The organism is Amycolatopsis eburnea, from assembly GCF_003937945.1.
Taxonomy (GTDB): domain Bacteria; phylum Actinomycetota; class Actinomycetes; order Mycobacteriales; family Pseudonocardiaceae; genus Amycolatopsis; species Amycolatopsis eburnea.
The window spans coordinates 1-16,095 of record NZ_RSEC01000033.1 but is presented as its reverse complement, the minus strand read 5'-3'; the positions used below and the strand labels follow the sequence as shown (position 1 = coordinate 16,095).

Annotated in this window: 18 protein-coding genes and 1 pseudogene; 6 read left to right on the top strand and 13 right to left on the bottom strand. The window is 72.7% G+C overall.

The window, feature by feature from the left end; all coding sequences use genetic code 11:
• Window positions 1-29 precede the first annotated feature (29 nt).
• Window positions 30-194: a hypothetical protein gene (locus EIY87_RS48020; RefSeq protein WP_191984042.1), complete on the bottom strand. Its 165-nt coding sequence runs from the start codon at window positions 192-194 to the stop codon at window positions 30-32.
• A gap of 166 nt (window positions 195-360) precedes the next feature.
• Here EIY87_RS48020 and EIY87_RS10640 point away from each other — a divergent pair, with 166 nt between their 5' ends.
• Together EIY87_RS10640 and EIY87_RS10635 are read left to right on the top strand one after the other, a co-directional pair.
• On the top strand, window positions 361-1,065 hold the full coding sequence (locus EIY87_RS10640) for a methyltransferase (RefSeq protein ID WP_125307528.1): 705 nt from the start codon (window positions 361-363) through the stop codon (window positions 1,063-1,065).
• Window positions 1,052-1,262 (top strand): annotated as a pseudogene (locus tag EIY87_RS10635) (CDGSH iron-sulfur domain-containing protein). Before EIY87_RS10640 ends, EIY87_RS10635 begins: the two are co-directional and overlap by 14 nt.
• 55 nt (window positions 1,263-1,317) lie before the next feature.
• On the opposite strand, the gene EIY87_RS10630 reads toward EIY87_RS10635, so the two are convergent.
• Both EIY87_RS10630 and EIY87_RS10625 read right to left on the bottom strand, forming a co-directional pair.
• Window positions 1,318-2,310 (bottom strand): iron-containing redox enzyme family protein, encoded by a 993-nt coding sequence (locus tag EIY87_RS10630; RefSeq protein ID WP_125307527.1) that lies wholly within the window; start codon window positions 2,308-2,310, stop codon window positions 1,318-1,320.
• 9 nt (window positions 2,311-2,319) lie between these two features.
• Entirely contained in the window at window positions 2,320-3,456 is a 1,137-nt protein-coding gene (locus EIY87_RS10625; protein WP_125307526.1) for a carboxylate-amine ligase, read from the bottom strand.
• 109 nt (window positions 3,457-3,565) lie between these two features.
• Here EIY87_RS10625 and EIY87_RS10620 point away from each other — a divergent pair, with 109 nt between their 5' ends.
• Window positions 3,566-3,946, top strand: a complete 381-nt coding sequence (locus tag EIY87_RS10620) for an STAS domain-containing protein (protein WP_125307525.1) — start codon at window positions 3,566-3,568, stop codon at window positions 3,944-3,946.
• Here the strand turns inward: EIY87_RS10620 and EIY87_RS10615 are convergent.
• Window positions 3,943-5,034, bottom strand: coding sequence for a carboxylate-amine ligase (locus EIY87_RS10615; RefSeq protein WP_125307524.1), 1,092 nt, complete (start codon window positions 5,032-5,034; stop codon window positions 3,943-3,945). The two genes, EIY87_RS10620 and EIY87_RS10615, sit on opposite strands and share 4 nt — an antisense overlap.
• A 97-nt stretch (window positions 5,035-5,131) precedes the next feature.
• Between EIY87_RS10615 and EIY87_RS10610 the strand changes: the two genes are divergently transcribed.
• Window positions 5,132-5,494 (top strand): hypothetical protein, encoded by a 363-nt coding sequence (locus tag EIY87_RS10610; protein ID WP_125307523.1) that lies wholly within the window; start codon window positions 5,132-5,134, stop codon window positions 5,492-5,494.
• A gap of 8 nt (window positions 5,495-5,502) precedes the next feature.
• Window positions 5,503-5,982, top strand: coding sequence for a hemerythrin domain-containing protein (locus tag EIY87_RS10605; protein ID WP_125307522.1), 480 nt, complete (start codon window positions 5,503-5,505; stop codon window positions 5,980-5,982).
• Here the strand turns inward: EIY87_RS10605 and EIY87_RS49385 are convergent.
• A complete protein-coding gene (locus EIY87_RS49385) occupies window positions 5,979-6,365 on the bottom strand; it encodes an Orn/Lys/Arg family decarboxylase (protein WP_449657941.1) in 387 nt (128 codons plus the stop codon). The genes EIY87_RS10605 and EIY87_RS49385 overlap by 4 nt on opposite strands.
• The gene (locus tag EIY87_RS10600; protein ID WP_225439813.1) at window positions 6,293-7,438 is read right to left on the bottom strand and encodes a PLP-dependent aminotransferase family protein; all 1,146 of its coding nucleotides are present in this window, start codon (window positions 7,436-7,438) and stop codon (window positions 6,293-6,295) included. The genes EIY87_RS49385 and EIY87_RS10600 overlap by 73 nt, the downstream gene beginning before the upstream one ends.
• Before the next feature lie 79 nt (window positions 7,439-7,517).
• On the opposite strand from EIY87_RS10600, the gene EIY87_RS10595 reads away from it, so the two are divergent.
• Window positions 7,518-8,705, top strand: coding sequence for an amidohydrolase (locus tag EIY87_RS10595; RefSeq protein WP_125307521.1), 1,188 nt, complete (start codon window positions 7,518-7,520; stop codon window positions 8,703-8,705).
• Here EIY87_RS10595 and EIY87_RS10590 read toward each other — a convergent pair.
• The 7 genes from EIY87_RS10590 to EIY87_RS10560 all read right to left on the bottom strand — a co-directional run bounded on the left by EIY87_RS10590 (window position 8,656) and on the right by EIY87_RS10560 (window position 15,858).
• Window positions 8,656-9,591 (bottom strand): alpha/beta hydrolase, encoded by a 936-nt coding sequence (locus EIY87_RS10590; RefSeq protein WP_125307520.1) that lies wholly within the window; start codon window positions 9,589-9,591, stop codon window positions 8,656-8,658. The two genes, EIY87_RS10595 and EIY87_RS10590, sit on opposite strands and share 50 nt — an antisense overlap.
• Before the next feature lie 195 nt (window positions 9,592-9,786).
• On the bottom strand, window positions 9,787-10,683 hold the full coding sequence (locus tag EIY87_RS10585) for a TauD/TfdA dioxygenase family protein (protein WP_125307519.1): 897 nt from the start codon (window positions 10,681-10,683) through the stop codon (window positions 9,787-9,789).
• Window positions 10,680-11,987: an LLM class flavin-dependent oxidoreductase gene (locus EIY87_RS10580; protein WP_125307518.1), complete on the bottom strand. Its 1,308-nt coding sequence runs from the start codon at window positions 11,985-11,987 to the stop codon at window positions 10,680-10,682. Before EIY87_RS10580 ends, EIY87_RS10585 begins: the two co-directional genes overlap by 4 nt.
• Complete coding sequence (locus tag EIY87_RS10575; RefSeq protein ID WP_125307517.1) at window positions 11,984-12,826, bottom strand: ABC transporter permease; 843 nt, start codon at window positions 12,824-12,826, stop codon at window positions 11,984-11,986. The genes EIY87_RS10580 and EIY87_RS10575 overlap by 4 nt, the downstream gene beginning before the upstream one ends.
• The gene (locus EIY87_RS10570) at window positions 12,823-13,596 is read right to left on the bottom strand and encodes an ABC transporter ATP-binding protein (protein ID WP_125307516.1); all 774 of its coding nucleotides are present in this window, start codon (window positions 13,594-13,596) and stop codon (window positions 12,823-12,825) included. The genes EIY87_RS10575 and EIY87_RS10570 overlap by 4 nt, the downstream gene beginning before the upstream one ends.
• Window positions 13,593-14,612 carry an ABC transporter substrate-binding protein gene (locus EIY87_RS10565; protein WP_125307515.1) on the bottom strand — a complete coding sequence of 340 codons (1,020 nt, stop codon included), beginning with the start codon at window positions 14,610-14,612 and terminating at the stop codon, window positions 13,593-13,595. The genes EIY87_RS10570 and EIY87_RS10565 overlap by 4 nt, the downstream gene beginning before the upstream one ends.
• 67 nt (window positions 14,613-14,679) lie before the next feature.
• On the bottom strand, window positions 14,680-15,858 hold the full coding sequence (locus tag EIY87_RS10560) for an ROK family protein (protein ID WP_125307514.1): 1,179 nt from the start codon (window positions 15,856-15,858) through the stop codon (window positions 14,680-14,682).
• Window positions 15,859-16,095: the final 237 nt, after the last annotated feature.

The window sequence follows — 16,095 nt, the reverse complement described above, 5'->3', positions numbered from 1 at the left end:
GCGGAAAGCCCCCTTCACTCACGCGGGAATCAGCCCGACTGGGGGTCGGTGTCGTCGTGCTGGTCGCCGCCGGACGTGCCCTGCTCGCCGCGCAGGGTTTCGCGCTGGGCTTCGGGGGTGTCGCCGTGCGGGTCGTCGCCGCGGGCGCCTTCGGCGGGCTCGGTGGGGTGTTGCGTGCGGTCCTGGGACGTCATCGTGGGCCTCCTCCGTCACGATCCTTTCCGGACCGGATACCCCCGCTGGCGCGCCCCAACCGCCTGCGGGGGATCGGTTTGCGGCGATCTTCGCCGGGTAGCCGGAGGCGACGCGGTTGTCCGCCGGCGATCGCGCCGGGCCCGCGGCGAGGTGAAGGAGACCGAGATGACCACGTCGGCGGAACCCGTCCGCCCGGGCCCCGTGGCCGCCCGGACCGTCGTCCCCGCGCCGCGGCTGCTGCGCCTGCCCGGGGTGTACCGCCCGCAGGAGGACACCGCCCTGCTCACCGCCGCCATCGCCGACCTGGCCGTCCCGCCCGGCGCGCGGGCCCTGGACCTGTGCACCGGCACCGGCGCGCAGGCGATCACGCTGGCCCGCCGCGGCGCGAGAAGCGTGCTGGCCGTGGACCTTTCGCGCCGGGCACTGGCTTCGGCGCGGTTCAACGCGCTGCGGTGCCAGGCCGCGGTGCGCCCGTGCCGCGGAGATCTCACGACGGCGCTGCGCCGGGGCCCGTTCGACGTCGTGGTGGCGAACCCGCCGTACGTCCCGGCGCCGGCCCCGACGGTCCGCGCCACCCGTGGCTGGGACGCGGGCCCGGACGGCCGCGCGGTCCTGGACCCGCTGTGCGCCGCGGCGGGCAGGCTCCTGCGTCCCGGCGGAACGCTGCTGATCGTCCAATCCACACTGTCCGATGTGAACAAATCGGGGGAACTGCTGGCCGCGCAGGGATTGCGGGTCTCGGTGGCCCGGCGCGCCCGGATCCCGTTCGGCCCGGTCCTTTCCGGACGGACGGCGTTCCTGGAGGCGGCCGGCCTGATCGCCCCGGGGCAGCGGACGGAGGAACTGGTGGTGCTGCGTGCCGACCGCTGAGCGCCCCCGCCGGGTGACGGTGGTCCCCGGCGGCCCGGTGCTCGTGGAGGGCCCGGTGGAACTGCGCACGCCGGATGGGGAGGTGGTGCGCTCCGACCGGTTCGTGGTCGCGGGTGTGCGCGTGCCGGCGGAGCAAGCGGTTCCCGTTCTGCGACACCAGCCACCGCAAGCGGGTGCGGCCGCCCGCGACGTCATGAAAGGGTCGTTCATCTCGCCGGACGACATGAACGACCCTTTCATGGCATCTCCGCCTCAGGGCAACGGAAGCCGCAGCGAAGACTCTCCCGCCCGCCAGTGGTCCAGCAGCCGGGCACCGAACCGGCCTTCGAGGAACTCCGTCGCCTGGATGCCGAACACCACGTCCGCCGCCAGGTCCGGCTCCTGGTCGAGCAGGTCGCCGAGCACGTCGTGGCGCATCACCTGTTCGTGCACCGCGTCGGCTTCGATGTGCTCGGTGTAGAAGAACCGGCACGCCTCGGGAGCGCCGAGGCGGCGCAGGGCCTGGTCCAGCCGGTGCGCGGACGGCGCGGTCGTGATCTCCGCCGCCGCGAAGTGGCCGCACAGCGCGCCGCGCAGGGAGCGGTGCAGGCCGAACAGCGACATCATGTTGACCACCGCCAGCATCTCGGCGGGGGCGTGGTCGATGAGCGCCAGGTAGCCGTCGGGCAGGCCGGCCGCGCGCAGCAGGTCCGCGTACAGCCGCGCGTGCACCCGCTCCGCGCGGCCGCCGCCGAACTCGTCGAACTCCACCGCCACCAGCGCCGCCTTGGCGCGGCCGCGCAGGCGGGGGATCACCCACGCGTGCGGGTCGGCTTCCTTGTGGTGGTACACCGAGCGGTGCGTGAAGTACTCCCGCACCTGCGCCCAGTCGCCGTGGTCGCGCAGGAAGTGCGAGACGCCTTCCGCGTCGACCGGCTCGACCAGCAGCGCGTCCAGCTCGGCGGTGACGTCGTCGCCGCCCGGCACGTTTTCGCGCAGGGCCGCCAGGAAGCGTGCCTCCAGCGCGCCGCGCAGGCGCAGCAGTTCCGGGTCCCACTCCCAGTCGGGCGACACGCCGGGCAGGCCCTGGTAGTGCAGTTCGTAGCACAGGTGCAGGGCCAGCTGGACGTCGTCGCCGAGCGGGTCGGCGGCCCCGAGGCCGGTGAAGCCGAGGTCCGCGCGGGGTTGTTCGCGCAGCAGGGTGCCCAGCACGGACTCCGAAAGCGGGCCGCGGGCGGCGGGCACCGCGAGGGTCGAGGTCGTCATGGGTCCCGGCTACCCCGTGCGCAGCTTTCCACGCCCCGCCGGCACGGTCAGTGCGGTGAGCCAGCCGACCACCGCCTCCGGGGAGCCGCGGCCGGCCGCCGCGCGCTGCTGCACGGACCCGGTGCCCTCGGCACGCAGGACAGCGACCAGGGACTGCACCTCGGCCAGGTCACCGTTCGCGTCGAGGGCGTCCCGGACGTGCGTGAGCAGCTCCTCGACCAGGGCCCACGCGGGCCGGCGCGTCTGCCCGGCGACGTCGACGAGCTGCCCGGTGAGGCCGTGGCGCGCCGCGGCCCACACCGCCGCCGCGGCCACCTGCGGCGACACCGGTTCCGCCACGCGCCCGCGGTCGAGGTCGGCCAGCGCCCGCCGGACCAGCGCGCGGCTCAGCAGCGCCTGCAGGAGGGCGTGGTCGACGGTCAGCGCGGTGTCGGCGACCCGGAACTCCACCGTCGGGAACCGGCCGGACGGGCGGGCCAGCCAGAACGTCTGGTCCGGGTCGACCAGCGCGCCGCAGTCGACGAGCGTCTCGACCGCCCGGCGGTACTCCGCGTGGTCACGCAGGTGCGGCGCGACGCCGGAGCCGGGGAAGCGGGCCTGCTGGACCATCCGCCAGCTGTGGTAGCCGGTGTCGCGGCCGTGGTCGAACGGCGCGTTCGCCGACAGCGCGAGCAGGGTGGGCAGCCACCGCCCCACGTGGTTGACGACCGCGACCGCGGTGTCGGGATCGGGCACGCCGACGTGGACGTGGCACCCGCAGGCTTCGTAGTCGGCGACCACCGCGCCGTAGGTGGCGTCGATTTCGGCGTACCGGCCGTCGCTCGCGGGTGGCGGCGCGGCCGGGCCGGGCCCGATCGGGGTGCCGGTGGCCAGGAGCGCGCAGTCTTCGGCCGCGGCGGCGCCGGCCAGCACGCGCCGGGCCGTCGTGAGCTGGTGCCGGAGCCCGTCCGCGGTGGTGCAGACGCCGCTGGCGGCCTCGATCTGGGTGAGCCGCAGCTCGCGGTGCACGCGGACGCCGTCGGGGAGCGGGCCGTGGTGGCGGTACCGCGCCAGTACTCGCTCCGCGCACGCGGACGCGTGCCCGGTGCGGGGGTTGACGAGGAGGAACTCCTCTTCGACGCCCATCGTGGGCTGGCCGTCGGGCATGGCGGGCTCCTTCCGGGCGGCGCTGGTCGCGGATACCCGCTCCGGCCGGGGAAACGCGCGCGGACCGGGGCGTGTTTGGTCACGAAGGCGCACCGGGTAACTCAAGGCCATGACGACCCACGAACGGCAACGCGCGCCCGGATCCGACCCGCCGACGTACCGGCTGCCTTCGCCGCGCGCGCCCGCCGACGGATTGAGCGGACGCACCCGGTGGCGCACCCCGGACGCCATCGTCGTGGAGGTCACCGGCGAAATCGACGCCTGCACGGTGCCCCGCCTGGAAGCGGCCCTCGACGACCACCTCCGGGCCGGTCCCGGGGTGTTGCGCCTCGACCTGGGCGAAGTCGGCTTCCTGGGCGCCGCCGGCCTCCGCGCGCTGTTGCGGGCCCACGAGCGGGCCGCCGCCCTCGGCGTCCACCTCGTGCTCGACCCGGGCCGGTCGCACGCCGCCGCCCGCGCTCTCGCCCTGCTCGACCGCTTGCGGGCCTAGCCCGTCAGCAGGTCCACCACGTCTTCACCGCGCTCCTTCTCCGCGAACCGGCGCCGCTGCCGGTCGGCGCCGCCGCCTTCAGCGGCCAGCCGCGCGATGCCCTCCCGCGCGAAGCCGAGGTCGCCGGCCGCGTCCAGCGCGGCGGACGTCCGCTCGACCAGGGCGTCGAGCACCGCCTTCGCCGGGGCCAGGTCCCCGGTGTCCGGGTGCGGGCAGCAGCCGGTGACACCTTCGCGGGACGCCCGCCAGAGCTGGGCGCGCAGCACCTCGTTCGGCAACCGCGGCGGGGGAGCGTCCTCGGCTTGCGCGGTGGCGACCAGGGCGCGGGCCAGCACCGCCAGCAGCACGGCTTCTTCGGGGGTGGCGGCGACGTCGGCGATGCGGAACTCCAGCGTCGGCTGCTTTTCCGACAGCCGGACGTCCCAGTAGATCATCCCGCGGTCGAGGATCGAGCCCGCCCGCAGCCACGCGTCGACGATGCTCTCGTACTCGTCCAGCGAGGCGAACCGCGGCGGCGGACCGGCCGACGGCCACCGGCTCCACTGCTGGTAGCGCCAGCTGCAGTAACCCGTGTCGTAGCCGTCGGAAATCGCCGAGTTCGCGGTGACGGTGAGCAGCGCGGGCAGCCACGGCCGGACCTGGTTCAGCACCCGGACGCCGGCTTCCTTGCCGGGGATGGCGACGTGGACGTGGCAGCCGCACGTGAGCGAAGTCCGCGCGGTGGCGCCGAAGTGCTCGGCCATCCGCTCGTAGCGCGGGTTCGGGGTGATGCTCGGCAGGTCCACTTCGGACAGCGGTGGCGCGCCGGCGGGCAGCAGCCGGCAGCCGCGCCGCCGGGCGGCCGCGGACAGGTCGTCGCGCATACCCCGCAGCTGGCGCAGGGCTTCGGCGTGGGTCCGGCAGATGCCGGTGGCGGCCTCGGCCTGCGAGCGGGTCAGTTCGTGCTGGAGGTCACCCTGCTCGTCGGCGGCCGCTTCGGCGGCGTCGACGACGTCGTCGCCGGACTGGGACAGGTGACCGCGGCGGTCGACGACGAAGAACTCCTCTTCGACGCCGAAGGTCAGCACGTCGCCGGACGGTTCGTTCACCGATGTTCTCCTGGGGGTCGGAAGGTCCGCCGGGTACCCGCGGCGCGGATCGGGCAAACGGCGTTTTCCCGGTCCCACGGAGGGTATCCGGCCGCTCATGAACACCAGCGCCACTGCCTCGCCGTCGCTGCTGGCCGCCGACGCGGGAGCCACCGTGCACCGGTTGTCCCGCCGCGTGGGCGACGGCGAAGTCGTTCCCCCGGCCGAGCTGTACCGCGTGCTCGGCGCCCTGCGGCTGCTGGCCGACGACCTCGCCCAGCTGCTGCCCGCCCTGCAGGGGCGGCTGGAGGACGGCCTGCTGTCCGGCCAGGTGGTCCGCCACGGCGGCGGCACCGGGGCGGCGTGGGATTCGGTGGGTGAGGTCGGCCGGGCACTGGCGCACGCCGGGACCGTCGCCTTGCTGATGACGAAGGAACTCGAGAACTCCCAGGTTGCTCTGCGCGACCTGGCCACACCGTGAGGACACCGATGTCGACCGACGCGATCGTGCTGCTCAAGAACGACCACAAGACCGTGGAAAAGCTGTTCAAGGAATTCGAAAAGGCGGGGGAGGACGCGCACCGGGAGAAGCGCCGCATCGCCGACTCGATCATCGAGGAGCTCACCGTCCACGCCTACATCGAGGAGGAGATCTTCTACCCGGCCGCGCGGGAAGCCGTGCCGGAGACGAAGGACCACGTCCTGGAAAGCGTGGAGGAGCACCACGTCGTCGTGTGGATGCTGTCCGAGCTGCTGGGCATGGACCCGGAAGACGAGACCTTCGACGCGAAGGTCACGGTGCTCACCGAGAACGTCCGCCACCACGTCGAAGAGGAAGAAGACGAGTGGTTCCCCGAGGTCCGCTTGGCGATGGGCCGCAAGCGGCTGCAGGAACTGGGACAGCGGATGATCGACGCCCGCCCGGACGCGCCCAAGAACCCCCTGGAACTCAAGAGCGCGAAGGCCTAGCGCCGGGCCACGACCCGGACCGACGTCAGCTCGGAGTCGGCCGGGTCGGGCAGTTCCATGCCCGCGCCGAGCCCGCTGCGGAGGTAGTCCAGGACCGGCCGGGTGAGCACCTCGCCGGGCAGGACGCCGGGGGCGCCGGGCGGGTACGGCGTGATCATCTCCGCCGCGATCCGGCCGGGCGCCTCCTCGAACGGCACCTGTTCGGCCGGGCCGAAGAAGGCGTCACGCGGCAGCATCGCCGTCTCCAGCTCCAGTTCGGCCGGGGACGGGACGTCCACCTTCGGCGGGGTCTCGAACGACGGCGCGGCCTTCAGCAGGGCGCCGAGGGCGTCGACGAGCGTGCTCGCCGTCTCTTCGTCATCCGAATGGTTGAACTGGGCCACGATCCGGCGTGGTCGGACAGACCGACGGTGACGCGCTGGTGCTCGCGCAGCCAGTCGGCGGCCTGGTAGCCGCTGATGCCCAGCGGCTCGAGGTCGAGCGCCACCTTCAGCGGGTCGATCGAGTCGGCGAGGTCCGGGCCGAGGAACTCGTCGTGCAGCACGGTGAGGCCCTGCTCGCCCAGCCGGCCGCGCACCGACGTCACCAGCCGGAGCGCCCCGTCGAGCAGCTGCTTGCCCTGCTCGGCCATCTGCCGCCGCCAGCCGTCGAGGCCGGCGTACACGAGCGAGCTCGGGCTGGTCGTGCCGAGCAGGTCCTCCCGCGCCTTCAGCACGTTCGGGTCGACGCGGTCACCCTGCAGGTGGAAGACCGAGCTCTGCTCGACCGCGGCACCCATCTTGTGCACGCTCGTGACGCACACGTCGGCCCCCGCGTCCATCCCCCACGGCGGGAGGCCGTCGTGGAAGGGCAGGTGCGCGCCCCACGCCTCGTCGACGATCAGCGGGATCCCCTGCTCGTGGCACCAGTCGGCGACCGCGCGGATGTCCCCGCAGGTGCCGTAGTCGGTCGGGGTCACCAGCAACGCGCCCTTGACGCCGGGCTCGCGCTCGTACGCCTCGGCGAACTCCCGCACGCCCGGCGGGTGGGTCAGCCCCTGCGCGGTGTCCCAGTGCGGCCGCACCCACACCGGCTGGACCCCGCTGACGATCAGGCCGGAGATCACCGACTTGTGGACGTGCCGCGGCACCAGCAGCTTCTCGTGCGGGCCGGCGACCGCGAGCATCGCGCTCTTCACCGAAAGCGAGCTGCCGCACGTCGAGAAGAAGGTGTGCTCGGCGCCGACCGCGTCGGCCATCAGGTCCTGGGCCCGCGCCAGCACGCCCCCGCGCATCAGCCGGTCGTCGAGGCCGTTGAGCGCGATGACGTCGGACTTGAACACCTCGGCGCCGACGACTTCCAGCACCCGTGGGTCGATGCCGCGGCCCTGCTTGTGGCCGGGCGCGTTGAACGGGACGTATCCGGCGCGGTGGTAGTCGCGCAGCGCTTCCAGCACCGGTGCCTGGCTGTGGTCCATCGTCGGCGGGTAACCACCGGCACACCGGGTGAAACCCCCCGCTGGTGTGACCGGACGTGGTAGGGGTATTCCGGTGGGCATGGAGTGGCACGAGGAGCTGCACGAGCGGGCGGACGAGCGGGTCGAGCTGCTGGACGAGCGGCTGTGGGCGGTCGCCACCGCGCTGCACGAGCACCCGGAACTGTCCTATGAGGAGCACGCGGCGGCCGAACGCCTGACGCAGGAGCTGGCCGACGACGGCTTCGAGGTGGAGCGCGGCGTCGCCGGGCTGCCGACGGCGTTCACCGCGCGGGCCGGCGACGGGCGGCCGTGCGTCGCGCTGCTGCTCGAATACGACGCGCTGCCGGGGCTGGGACACGCCTGCGGGCACAACCTCATCGCCGCGGCCGGGCTCGGCGCCGCGCTGGCGGCGCGCGAGGTGCTGGCGGACAGCCCGGGCTCGCTGCTCGTGGTCGGCTGCCCCGCGGAGGAACGCGGCGGCGGCAAGGTCGCGCTCGCCGAAGCCGGTGTCTTCGACGAGGTGGACGCGGCGCTGATGGTCCACCCCGGCGTCCACTCGTGGTCGTGGGCCCCGCTGACCGCGCAGGTGGAGGTGAAGGTGACCTTCCACGGCCGCGCCGCGCACCCGACCGGCGACCCGGAGGCGGGCATCGACGCCCTCGCCGCGCTGATCCAGATGTTCGGCGCGATGTCCGCGCTGCGCCAGCGCCTGCCCGCGGGCTCGCACATCCAGGGCATCATCACCCACGGCGGCGAGGCGACCAACATCGTCCCGGACCGCGCCGAGGGCCGCTTCGGGCTCCGCGCGCTGACGACCGGCGCGCTGGACAGCCTGGTCGAGGACGTCACGGCGGGCGCGCAGGGTGCGGCGCTGGCGACCGGCGCGAAGGTGGACGTCGAGCGCGTCGGCCGCGGCTACGCGCACTTCCGCGACAACCCGGTGCTGTCCGAGCGGTTCACCGAGCACCTGGCCGCGTGCGGCATCCACGCCACGCCGCCGGCCCCGGGGGTGTTCCTGGGCTCGTCGGACGTCGGCGACGTCAGCGTCCGCGTCCCGGCCATCCACCCGTTCGTCGCGATCACGGCGGAGGAGTACTCCGACCACACCCCCGAGTTCGCGGCCGCGGCGGCGAGCCCCCGCGGCCGGTCGGCGTTGCTGGCCTCGGCGGCGGCACTGGCCCGCACGGCGATCGACCTGCGCACCCACCCGGCCCTGGTCAGCCAGGCGTGGGACTGCTTCCGCGACCAGGCTCGGACGGGGCATTGACCGGGCGGCGCAGCAGCCGCTCCACGTGGTTCATCGCTTCGCGGCCCTCCGGGATGGCCTGCATCAGCCAGTTGTGGAACATCCCGGGGTACTCGCGGTAGTCCAGCTCCGTCCCGGCCTCCCGCGCCCGGGAGCGGAACCGGCGGCAGTCCGGCAGCAGGACGTCGCGCGTGCCGATGAACAGCGTGATCGGCGCGAGCCCGCTGAGGTCGGCGTGGATCGGGCTGACACGCGGGTCGTGCGGAGTGGTGCCTTCGGCGTACATCCGGCCCGCCTCCCGCAGCCCGGCGATGCCGAGCATCGGGTCGGTCTCGTCGAGCAGCTCCGAAACCGGGTCCTCCAGCAGCACGTCCAGCCACGGCGAGTACAGCACCAGCCGCTCGGGCTGCGGCCGCCCGGCCGCGCGCAGGTCCTGGGCGATCGCCAGGGCGAGCGACCCGCCCGCGGAGTCGCCGGAGACCACGACGCGCCTGGCGTCGATCCCGTCGTAGACCGCCTGCACCATCGGGATCGTCGCCGTGTGGTCGTGGTGCGGGACCAGCGGGTACACCGGCAGCGTCACCGCGCAGCCCAGCCGGGACACCAGGTCGGCGGCGTACTTCCAGTGGTGCTTCTCGACCTGTTCGACGAACCCGCCGCCGTGCAGGTGCAGGACGTGCAGGTCGCTCGAAACGCCATCGCGCGGCCGGAAGGTGAAGCACGGGAAGCCGTGCACCTCGCGCCGCTCGACGTCGCACCGCCGCCGGACCTTCCGCGGCGGCCGGGCCATCGACGGCTTCTGGTGCCGCGGCAACCGGTGGTGCAGCGCCTTCGCGTTGTCGTAGAACCGTTTCTGGCCCGACGCCCGCAGCAGCGCCATCCGTACCTTCGCCTGCACGCTGACCACACCGCACTCCTTCCGTCCGCACCCGGTTACCCGGGCGCGGACGGGGGCTAACGCGACGGGAATGCGCCCGATGGGACTTTCTCGGGAGTCGCGCACGGCTGAGAAAACCCCAATGTGGCGTTGGTTGCGTCCAACGCACCGAACGCCACATTGGGGCGCTCGGCCCGGCCGGGGAAACGACTCGCGACGCGCTGACTAAGCCACAGAGGTGTAGTGCGACGCGTCACCTTCGAGCGACTCGCTCGGCCGCCCGTCGATGCCCGCCGGGACGTCGCCGGCGATCGTGACGCGGTTGAGCCGCCGGGGGAGGCCGTCGTAGTTGTCGATCGCGTAGTGCTGCGTGATCCGGTTGTCGAACAGCACCAGCTGGTTCGGCTCCCACGCCACGCGCACGACGTTCTCCGGCCGCGTCACGTAGGACTGCAGCAGCCGCAGCAGATCCCGCGACTCGGTGACCGACAGGCCTTCGATCCGCTGCGCGAAGCCGCCGATGAACAGCCCGCGCTCGCCGGTCACCGGGTGCACCCGCACCACCGGGTGCACGGTCCGGTACTTGCGCGAGACGAACTGGGCGCGGCGGGCCTGTTCCTTCTCGTCCACCGTCTCCGGCGGCTGGACGTAGTCGTAGTCGTTGGTGTGCACCGCACGCAGCGTGTCGGCGAACGCCCGCAGCGGCTCCGGCAGGTCGCGGTAGGCCGCCGCCGCGTTCGCGATCAGCGTCTCCCCGCCGTAGGGCGGCACCACGAGGCTGCGCAGGGTGCTGGCCTGCGGCGGGTTGAGCACGAAGGTGACGTCGGTGTGCCAGTGGTTGGCGCGGCCCTGCTCGCTGTCGACGGGCAGGATCGTCGGGGCGCCGTCGACGGCGGGCACCGTCGGGTGCGCCTTGGTCAGCTCGCCGAAGTGCGCGGCGAAGCGCTGCTGGCCCTCGTCGTCGAGCTCGACGCCCCGGAAGACCAGCGCCTTGTGCTCGTGCAGCGCTTCGGTCAGGAAGGCGACCTGGGCCGCGTCGAGGTCGCCGGTGGGGTCGAAGCCGACGATCTCGGCGCCGATCCTCCCGGTGATCTTGCGGACGTCGGTGCTGATCGCGGTCATGCGGGCTCCTTGACTCGGGTGACGGGACGCGCGAGCCCGTAGTGCTCGCGCAGGGTGGTGCCGGAGTACTCGGTGCGGAACAGCCCGCGCCGCTGCAGCTCCGGGACGACGAGGTCGACGAAGTCGTCGAGCCCGCCGGGCAGGGTGGGCGGCATGACGTTGAAGCCGTCGGCGGCGCCGCCGGTGAACCACGCCTCCAGCTCGTCGGCGACCTGGACCGGCGTGCCGGCGAAGACGCGGTGCCCGCGCCCGCCCGCCAGCCGTTCCAGGAGCTGCCGGATGGTGAGGTCTTCGCGCCGGGCCAGGCCGACGACCAGCTCGAACCGGCTCTGGCCGCCCTCGGTGAAGCTGCCGACCTCCGGCAGCGGCCCGTCCAGCGGGTAGCCGGTGACGTCGTGGTCGAGCATCTTCGACAGCTGCCGCAGCCCGTAGTCCGGCGTGATCAGCGCGTTCAGCTCGGCTTCCCGTTCGCGCGCTTCGGCTTCGGTGCGGCCGAGGATGGGGGAGATGCCGGGGAGGATCTTGATCTCGTCCGGGGTGCGGCCGTACTTCGCGAGCCTGCCCTTGACGTCGTCGTAGAACGCCTTGCCCTCGGCGAACGTCTGCTGCGCGGTGAACACGGCCTCGGCGTGCCGGGCCGCGTACTCCTTGCCGGTCTCCGAGGATCCGGCCTGCACGAGCAGCGGGTGGCCCTGCGGCGGGCGTTCGATGTTGAGCGGGCCGTGCACCTGGAAGTGCGGGCCGTCGTGCTCGATCGCCCGGATGCGCTCGGCGTCGGCGTAGATCCCGCTGGCCCGGTCGACGAGCGCGGCGTCGTCGTCCCAGCTGTCCCAGAGCTTCTTCACGACGTCGACGAACTCGTCCGCGCGTTCGTAGCGGGCCGCGTGCGACGGCCGCTTGGCCAGGTTGAAGTTGCGCGCCTCGTCGATGCCCGCCGAGGTGACGATGTTCCAGCCCGCGCGGCCGCCGGAGAGGTGGTCGAGCGAGGCGAACTTGCGGGCGAGGTGGTAGGGCTCGTTGTAGGTCGTGGACGCGGTCGCGATGAGTCCGATGTGGACCGTGCTGGCGGCGAGCGCCGAAAGCAGTGTCAGCGGTTCGAAGTGGCTGTGGGAGTTGTGCTTCACGTTGCCCCAGAGGGCGACGCCGTCGGCGAGGAAGAGCGAATCGAGCTTGCCGCGCTCGGCCGTCCGCGCGATGTCGGCGTAGTGCTGCAGCGTCCGGGCGCGGACCGGGTCGGTCGAGGGGTGCCGCCACGCGGCTTCGTGGTGGCCGTTCGGCATCACGAACGCGTTGAGGTGCATCATGGTTTCTCCTTGGGGCGCCAGGTCGAGAACCGTCGTTCGAGCGCGACGAAGCCCTGGTTGACGAGCACGCCGAGCAGTGAGACCGCGATGATCCCGGCGTACATCTGGGGGATGAGGAAGTTCACCTGCGTGGTGTTGATCAGGTAGCCGAGCCCGGCCTTCGCGCCGACCATCTCGGCGGCCACCAGCACGAGGATCGAGTAGGACGCCGCCATCCGGATGCCGGTGAACACCGTCGGCACCGCCGACGGCAGGATCACCTTCCGGAACAGCCGCGGGCTCGACAGCCCGAGCGAGCGGGCCGCCTTGACCAGCAGCGGGTCGACGGTGTGCACGCCGGCGATCGTGTTGAGCAGCACCGGCCACACGCAGGCGTAGACCACCAGGCTGACCTTGGACAGCTCGCCGATGCCCAGCAGCAGCGTGAACACCGGGAGCAGGGCCAGCGCGGCGGTGTTGCGGGCCAGTTCCAGCAGCGGCTGCAGGAACCGGGCGACCGGCCGGTACCAGCCGATCAGCAGCCCGAGCGGGACCGCGACCGCGACGGCGATCGCGAACCCGGCGGCCGACCGGCCGATGCTGGCCAGCAGGTGCTCGGCCAGCTGGCCATCGAGGATCAGTTCCCAGAGCGCTTGGAGGTCCTCCGACAGCGGGGGCAGGAACGTGCGCGTGCTCTCGTCGAGGACGAACCGGGGGATCAGCTCCCAGAGCGCCACGAACAGCACGACCGCCGCGGACGCGTGCACCGCGCGGGTGAGCTTTCCGGCGAGCCGGCGCGGTTTTGGAGGCGGGGCTACGAGTCCTTTGTGGACCGCCGGGCCTTCGAGGGTGGTCGTCATCGCGCCGCGCTCCGTTCGTGTTCGGCCGCCTTGCGGACCTCGTCGTGCAGCAGTTCCCAGAGCCGGTGGCGCTGCCTGCCGAACGCCGGATCGGAGCGGACGTCGCCGCTGCGGTCGCCGAGGTCGACGTCGACGACGGCCTTGAGCCGGCCCGGCCGCGACGTCAGCACGGCGACCCGCTGTCCCAAGTAGACGGCTTCGTCGATGCCGTGGGTGATGAATACGATCGTCTTGCCGGTACGGCGCCAGATCCGCAGCAGCTCTTCCTGGAGCTGCTCGCGGGTCTGCGCGTCGAGCGCGGCGAACGGCTCGTCCATCAGCAGCACCGCCGGGTCGTAGGCGAGGCTGCGGGCGATCGCGACCCGCTGCTTCATCCCGCCGGACAGCTCGTGCGGGTAGCGGTCCTCGAAGCCGGAAAGCCCGACCAGGTCGAGGTATTCGCGGGCCCGCTCCGCGCGCTGCCGCTTGCCGAGCGGGCCGCCTTCGAGGCCGAACTCGACGTTCGCGCGGGCGGTGCGCCACGGGAACAGCGCGTACTGCTGGAAGACGACGCCGCGGTCGAGGCCGGGGCCGCGCACCGGCTCGCCGTCGATGAGCACCTCGCCGGACGTCGGCGTGGTGAGCCCGCCGAGCAGGTCCAGCAGCGTCGACTTGCCGGACCCGCTGGGCCCGACGAGGGAGAGAAATGTTCCGTCGGCGATGTCGAGGGAGACGTCGTCGAGGGCGGTGAGGGCGCCGAAGGTCTTGGTTACCGAGCGGAGGGCGATCACTTGGTCACCGCCGGGGCGCCGTCGCGGTAGGGGTTGAATTCGTTGGTGTAGAGCTTCGAAGTGTCGATCTTGTCGCCCTTGAGGTAGCCCTGCTGCTTCAGCCACGGCTCCCAGAGGGTGTAGTCCTGGTCGGAGATCAGGCCGCCGTGGGTGAGGCCGACGCTCTTCCAGTACTTGAGCGTCTCGGTGCTTTCGTTGCGGCCGCGGGCCTGGATGATCTTCGTGAAGCGGGCGATCACCTGGTCGCGGGGAGTGGTGCGTTCCCATTCGATGGCGCGGGCCACCGCGGAGACGAAGATCTTCGTGGTCTCCGGGTACTTCTTGATGAAGTCGGTGCGCAGCACGTACGGCCCGCCGTTGTACGGGCCGAACGCCTGCACGTCGCTGAAGAGCGGGCGGATGCCGCCGGCGGCGAGGGCGTGGTCCTGCAGGACGCCCTGCAGCGCGGCGACGTCGAGCTGGCCGTTGCGCAGCGCCTGCTCGGCGTTCACCGGCGGGATGACGACCAGCTGGACCTGCTTGATCTCGTCGCCGGTCAGGCCCTGGCCCTTCAGCCACGTGTCGAGCGCGGCTTCCAGGTTCGCGCCCGCGGTGTTGACGCCGACCTTCTTGCCGATCAGGTCGCGGGCGGTCCGGATCGGACTGTCCTCTTTGGTGTAGAAGCCGATGAACGCCTTGTCGTCGGAGCCGTAGTAGTTGACGACCGCCTTGACCGGCGCACCGGCTTCGACGAGCTTGACGACCGCGCCGGTGAAGGCGCCGCCGAAGTCGGTCTGGTCGGTGGCCGCGGACTGGATGTCCTGCGGGCCGCTGATCGTGTTGCCGACCCACTTCAGCTTGACCGGGCCGAAGTAGCCCAGGTCTTCGGCGAGTTCGGGCAGGCTCACGGCGTTGGCGTTGCCCTGGTAGCGCAGCTCCAGCTTCTCGGGTTGCCCGGGCGCACCGGTGGCCGTCGCCGAAGCGCAACCGGCCAGCAGCGCGGCGGCGAAGGCGAGCAAGGGCAAGGTTTTCTTCACGGTGGTTTCGTCCGTTCCGGGAGTCGGCGGGGTTGCGGGCAATTGTTCGCGGACGCCGGACGGAGGGTCAATTTTGCGAGTTCGTGAAATAACTCGGGTCGTCGTAGAGGAGGTCGAGCAGGACCGCGCCGCCGGCGGTGGCCAGCTCCGTGCCCGGGAAGCTCGTGCCCACAACGGTTTCCGCGCTGTCCGGGCGAAGGGAGCGGATGCCGACCTCGTCCCGGATGGCGGGAAGGCAGCCGGGCACGCCCGCTATGCTCCGGTCGACCACCACGAGCACGGCCGGGTTGAGCACGTCGAGCAGGAGCGCGGCGGCCTGGCCGATGAGCCGCGCGCGGTCGTGGAACAGCCGCACCGCCGCGGTTTCGCCGGCCGCCGCGAGCGCGAGCAGATCCGGAAAAGGCATGCCCGCGTTGCGCGCGAGGGTCGCTTCCGAGACCGTGGCTTCGAGACAGCCGGTCCGCCCGCACCGGCACGCTTCGGCGCTGTCGTCGACCGGCAGGTGCGCGACCGCGCCGGCGGCCGAGCGCGGCCCGTGGTGCACGGTGCCCCCGGTCGCGAACGCGGCGTCGACGACGTTGCCGGTGAACAACTGCACGACGCTTTCGCGCGCCCGCGGGTGCCCGAAGAGCTGCTCGGCGTGCACCAGCGAGCGCGCGTGGCCGTCGACCGCGACGGTGAGCCCGGTCGAGGCGGTCAGCAGGTCGCGCACCGGGACGTCCCGCCAGCCCAGCAGCGGGTGTTCGACCACGGTGCCGGACGCGCGGTCGACCCAGCCCCCGGTGGCGACCCCGAGCCCGAGCGGCTCGCGGTCCGGCGCGTGCCCGAGCAGGAGGTCGTCGAGGATTTCGGCGGCCCGCGCCAGCACGTCCTCGGCGGCGAGGCCGTCGTGCGGTTCTTCGTGCTGCACCAGGACGTTCCCGCGCACGTCGAGCAGCGCGACGGTGGCGTGGTGCACGGCCAGGTGCAACGCGCCGGCGACGTGCCGCCCGGTGTCCAGGTCGACCGGCACGTGCGGCCGCCCGACGCGCTTTTCGGTTCCCGGCAGTTCGTGCAGCAGGCCGAGCCGGAGCAGCCCGGCGGTGTGCCCGCTGACGGCGGCGGCGGACAACCCGGTCCGGCGCGCGATGGTGCTGCGCGCGATCGGCCCCTCGTCGAGGATCGCGCGCAGGACGGCACTCGCACTGGCACTGCGGCGGGCGCCGCGCGCGTCCGTCCTCTGTGGAGCGTCGGCCCGGGCCGTCATGGCCTGATGGTGGCAGACGGCGGGGAGTGAGCCCAGCGTGCCCAGGATGTGGGTTGCGGCCGGAGCCTCGACCGACTCGTTCGCTCGCGTCGCCGGCCCGGTTCGGCGGTTCGCGATGTCATGAAAGGGTCGTTCACCTCGCGAGACGACATGAACGACAGAGAGGATGGGGGTGAGCACCTCCCGCCAGGGTCTGACCCTATGAACGACTGACCCTTGGGTCTTTGACGGGATGTG

Coding starts and splice junctions, on each gene's coding strand:
- EIY87_RS10605 (WP_125307522.1), top strand. CDS start 5,503: ATGTCGACCGACGCGATCGTGCTGCTCAAGAACGACCACAAGACCGTG.
- EIY87_RS10610 (WP_125307523.1), top strand. CDS start 5,132: ATGAACACCAGCGCCACTGCCTCGCCGTCGCTGCTGGCCGCCGACGCG.
- EIY87_RS10585 (WP_125307519.1), bottom strand. CDS start 10,683: ATGACCGCGATCAGCACCGACGTCCGCAAGATCACCGGGAGGATCGGC.
- EIY87_RS10620 (WP_125307525.1), top strand. CDS start 3,566: ATGACGACCCACGAACGGCAACGCGCGCCCGGATCCGACCCGCCGACG.
- EIY87_RS10640 (WP_125307528.1), top strand. CDS start 361: ATGACCACGTCGGCGGAACCCGTCCGCCCGGGCCCCGTGGCCGCCCGG.
- EIY87_RS48020 (WP_191984042.1), bottom strand. CDS start 194: ATGACGTCCCAGGACCGCACGCAACACCCCACCGAGCCCGCCGAAGGC.
- EIY87_RS10580 (WP_125307518.1), bottom strand. CDS start 11,987: ATGATGCACCTCAACGCGTTCGTGATGCCGAACGGCCACCACGAAGCC.
- EIY87_RS10575 (WP_125307517.1), bottom strand. CDS start 12,826: ATGACGACCACCCTCGAAGGCCCGGCGGTCCACAAAGGACTCGTAGCC.
- EIY87_RS10600 (WP_225439813.1), bottom strand. CDS start 7,438: ATGGACCACAGCCAGGCACCGGTGCTGGAAGCGCTGCGCGACTACCAC.
- EIY87_RS10625 (WP_125307526.1), bottom strand. CDS start 3,456: ATGCCCGACGGCCAGCCCACGATGGGCGTCGAAGAGGAGTTCCTCCTC.
- EIY87_RS10630 (WP_125307527.1), bottom strand. CDS start 2,310: ATGACGACCTCGACCCTCGCGGTGCCCGCCGCCCGCGGCCCGCTTTCG.
- EIY87_RS10560 (WP_125307514.1), bottom strand. CDS start 15,858: ATGACGGCCCGGGCCGACGCTCCACAGAGGACGGACGCGCGCGGCGCC.
- EIY87_RS10595 (WP_125307521.1), top strand. CDS start 7,518: ATGGAGTGGCACGAGGAGCTGCACGAGCGGGCGGACGAGCGGGTCGAG.